4 protein-coding genes are annotated in these 3,191 nt (G+C 61.1%); 3 read left to right on the top strand and 1 reads right to left on the bottom strand.

The annotated features are described in order from the left end of the window. Positions 1–245 (top strand): tetrahydromethanopterin S-methyltransferase subunit MtrG (gene mtrG, locus BRA62_RS00355; RefSeq protein WP_292364046.1); only part of this gene is annotated, 245 nt, incomplete at its 5' end. 15 nt (positions 246–260) lie between these two features. Continuing rightward, the gene (gene mtrH / locus BRA62_RS00350; protein WP_292364045.1) at positions 261–1,298 is read left to right on the top strand and encodes a tetrahydromethanopterin S-methyltransferase subunit H; all 1,038 of its coding nucleotides are present in this window, start codon (positions 261–263) and stop codon (positions 1,296–1,298) included. A gap of 346 nt (positions 1,299–1,644) precedes the next feature. Here the strand turns inward: mtrH and BRA62_RS00345 are convergent, their stop codons facing one another. Next, positions 1,645–2,610: an EF-Tu/IF-2/RF-3 family GTPase gene (locus BRA62_RS00345; RefSeq protein WP_292364043.1), complete on the bottom strand. Its 966-nt coding sequence runs from the start codon at positions 2,608–2,610 to the stop codon at positions 1,645–1,647. Between the two features lie 192 nt (positions 2,611–2,802). Between BRA62_RS00345 and BRA62_RS00340 the strand changes: the two genes are divergently transcribed. Then, positions 2,803–3,191: iron chelate uptake ABC transporter family permease subunit (locus tag BRA62_RS00340; protein ID WP_292364047.1), on the top strand; the 389-nt coding region annotated here is incomplete at its 3' end.

Genomic DNA, 3,191 nt, shown 5'->3' with positions numbered 1-3,191 from the left:
AGGTCAAGGAAGCAGGCGGTGCCGGCGTGGAAGTTGCCGCTGCAGGCGCAAACCCGCAGTTCCTTGAGATCGAGGAGCGGCTCAACGCCATCGAGGAGAGGATCGAGTTCGTTGATGCAGAGATAGCCCAGCGCGTCGGAAGAAAAGTCGGGCGCGATATCGGCATCCTGTACGGACTGGTCGCAGGTTTGATTGTATTCATGATGTTGTTGGTATTACTGCCCAAATTGCTTGGGTACCTGTAAGGAGGATTGACGAATATGTTCAAGTTCGAAAAAGAGCAGATGGTACACGACTTCAACGGTACCATGATCGGCGGGCAGCCTGGAGAGTACCCGACCGTGCTCGGTGCATCCATCTTCTACAACAAGCACGAAGTTGTACTGGATGACACAACCGGAAAGATTGACAAGGAAACGGCAGAGGCGCTCTGGAACCGCTGCCAGGAACTCTCGGATATTACCGGCATTCCGCACTTTATCCAGATCATTGCGGAGTACGGCGAGGCATTCGAGAGCTACATCGACTGGTTCTGCAGCATCGATGACAAGACCGCGTTCCTGATGGACTCGTCCGTCCCGGCGGCGCTCGCCCACGCGTGCGATTACGTCACGCAGGCCGGCGTTGCGGACCGTGCGATCTACAACTCCATCAACGGTTCGATCGTGCCCGAGAACATCGAGGCGCTGGCCAAGAGCGACGTGAACTCAGCCATCGTCCTCGCCTTCAACCCCGCCGACCCGTCGGTCTCCGGCCGTGAGAAGGTTCTGGTCGAGGGCGGTGTCGCCGGGCAGGAGCTCGGTATGCTCGAGATCGCAGAGAAGTGCGGCATCACCCGCCCGATCCTCGACACCGCGGCGACCCCGCTCGGTCTCGGCTCCGGCGGTTCGTACCGTGAGATCCTCGCCTGCAAGGCGATTCACGGCATGCCGACCGGTGGTGCCTACCACAACATGACGGTCTCCTGGACCTGGCTGAAGCGCTGGAAGGGAACGAAGAAAGTTCCCTCCCAGCAGCTGGCCGGCCTCGAAGGCAAGGATGCCCTCATCGAGCAGCTCACCCACCACTACCTCGGTGGTCTGGACGGAGTGCGCCAGGCGGCCTGGTCCGCGCCCGATATCGGCTGCAACATGATTGCAAGCACCCTCGGCGCCGACCTGATCATGTACGGCCCGATCGAGAATGTCGAGGCGATGATCACCGCACAGGCCTACACCGACATCGTTGTGCTGGAAGCGGCACGCGACTTCGGTACCGAGCCCATGGTGGACACCCACCCGCTCTTCAAACTCGTCTAAAACCCCACTTTTTTTACGTTGTCCGATTTTTACCGTGATTATTCCGGGGATACGCCTGTCGGGCGTAAGTCATACAAGTATCAGATGCAACCGGTACCCCGGGGCTCATCGTGTGCCCGGGGAGGGGCAGCAGGAGAGAGACACCCCCAGGAGTGCGAGCACCGAAGGTGCTGCCTTAACGGCGGTCAGGCACCCTTGCATAACCAAAAGAAGAGTTTGAGCTCTGTAGAAAACCCTGTCGGGGGATCACACCACCCCACGTCAACTGAGCAGTATCCGAGGTTGGTTGAGCAGTTCTACAAAGGCGAGACAGAGTTTGTTATTCGGGAGACGTAGCACCCCCCAATCACACCAGTTCAATATGCCCGGCGATCCGGAGTTTTCCTCCCTCGAGGTAGTGGAGCACCCCCGTATCGCCGGGGAGGTAGACGAGGTCTTTTTCCAGCGCAAGCGTGAGCATCGGCTGCCGCCAGTCCCCGTCGTCCCGCACCGCCTCCACCCGCGCCGGGATGAACTGCATCCAGTGGCCGATATGGAGCACCGTCCCCGCCGTGAGCGGTGCCGGCCAGTACTTCACCAGGGCCGCCTGCGCTTCAAGGTTCGCCCCCACCCGGATCGCGGGGTCGTCGGAGAGGACAAAGCCGCGGTCAAGGTCGTCGGACTCGATGTTCTTGAGCGCGAGCCCCACGCGGTCGCCCTCGGCGGCCCAGTCGAAGTCGTCGTCGTGCTTCTGGATGGACCGCACCGTGATCGCCTTCTCCCCCGGGTAGACCTTCAGGGTATCGTGTTTCCTGATGCCGCCCCGCACCACGCCGCCGAGGATGACCGTCCCGATGCCGCGGACGTTGAAGTGGTGATCGATGGGGATCGTTCCCACGGCACCGGCGCCGGGCGGGACAGTGGGGCGTGCATGCGCCTCGCGAAGCAGGAGGTCGCGAAGCGCGATCGGGTCGGCGTCAACGAACTCGTAGCGCTCGAGCACCGTTCCTTTGAGGAGCGGCGCGATCTGGTCGGGCGTTATGTAGTTTTCGAGGACGATGTAGCCCTGCTTCACGCCGGCCTCGTCGAGCATCAGCACCCACTCCCCGAACGTCGGGGTGATCTCGCTCACCACGGTGAGAACCGCATCCGCCATCGATGCGGCGTAGAAGAGCGGGGCCAGCCGCTCGGGATACCGTGTCGGCTCGATGACGGTGACGGTATCGTCGCCTTTCTTCAGGTTATAAAAGGTTATATCGGATTCCGTACCCTTCTTCCCGAGGTCCTTCGCGTAACCGGGGGGTCCCAGCACGGCAAGATTCAGATTGCCCATATGCCAGATCTCTTGGTTATCCGAGAGTATGAGGTTTACTCCGCGCCACACGGGAGAACGCGCCCGGTTTCAGGGTATCTCCGGCTCACCTCAGCCCCCGCCGGCGTATTTCGGGTGCGCTACGCCATCCGAACGCTGTACGGGCAACACAGACATATTTTAATAAACTAAAATTGATTTTATTTGGAACTCATGCGGAGGACGGCGTTCATCACAATTCCGGCACTCGCCTGCGCACTTCTCGCCAGCGTGGCCTGTGCGGTCGCTCTCGGACCGACCGGCATCTCTTTCGGATCCCTGATATCGCTACCGAACGCGTGGACAATCGTCTGGGACGTCAGGCTGCCGAGGGTGATCGCCGCGGCACTGGTCGGGTGCGCGCTTGCCGTGGCAGGCACGGCCATGCAGGGACTGTTCAGGAATCCCATGGCGGATCCCTACATCATCGGCACCTCGTCGGGCGGGGCACTCGGGGCCACAATCGCGATCGTCCTCTTTGCCGGGCGAGGACGACTCGTGTTGGCATTCGTCGGGGCGATGGCCGCCACATTCACCGTCTACTTCATCGCCCGCAAGGGGAG

The organism is Methanoculleus sp. UBA208, assembly GCF_002498065.1.
Lineage (GTDB): Archaea > Halobacteriota > Methanomicrobia > Methanomicrobiales > Methanoculleaceae > Methanoculleus.
Note: the sequence above shows the minus strand (reverse complement) of the source record. Positions and strands in the feature narration are given on the sequence as shown.

Coding starts and splice junctions, on each gene's coding strand:
- mtrH (WP_292364045.1), top strand. CDS start 261: ATGTTCAAGTTCGAAAAAGAGCAGATGGTACACGACTTCAACGGTACC.
- BRA62_RS00345 (WP_292364043.1), bottom strand. CDS start 2,610: ATGGGCAATCTGAATCTTGCCGTGCTGGGACCCCCCGGTTACGCGAAG.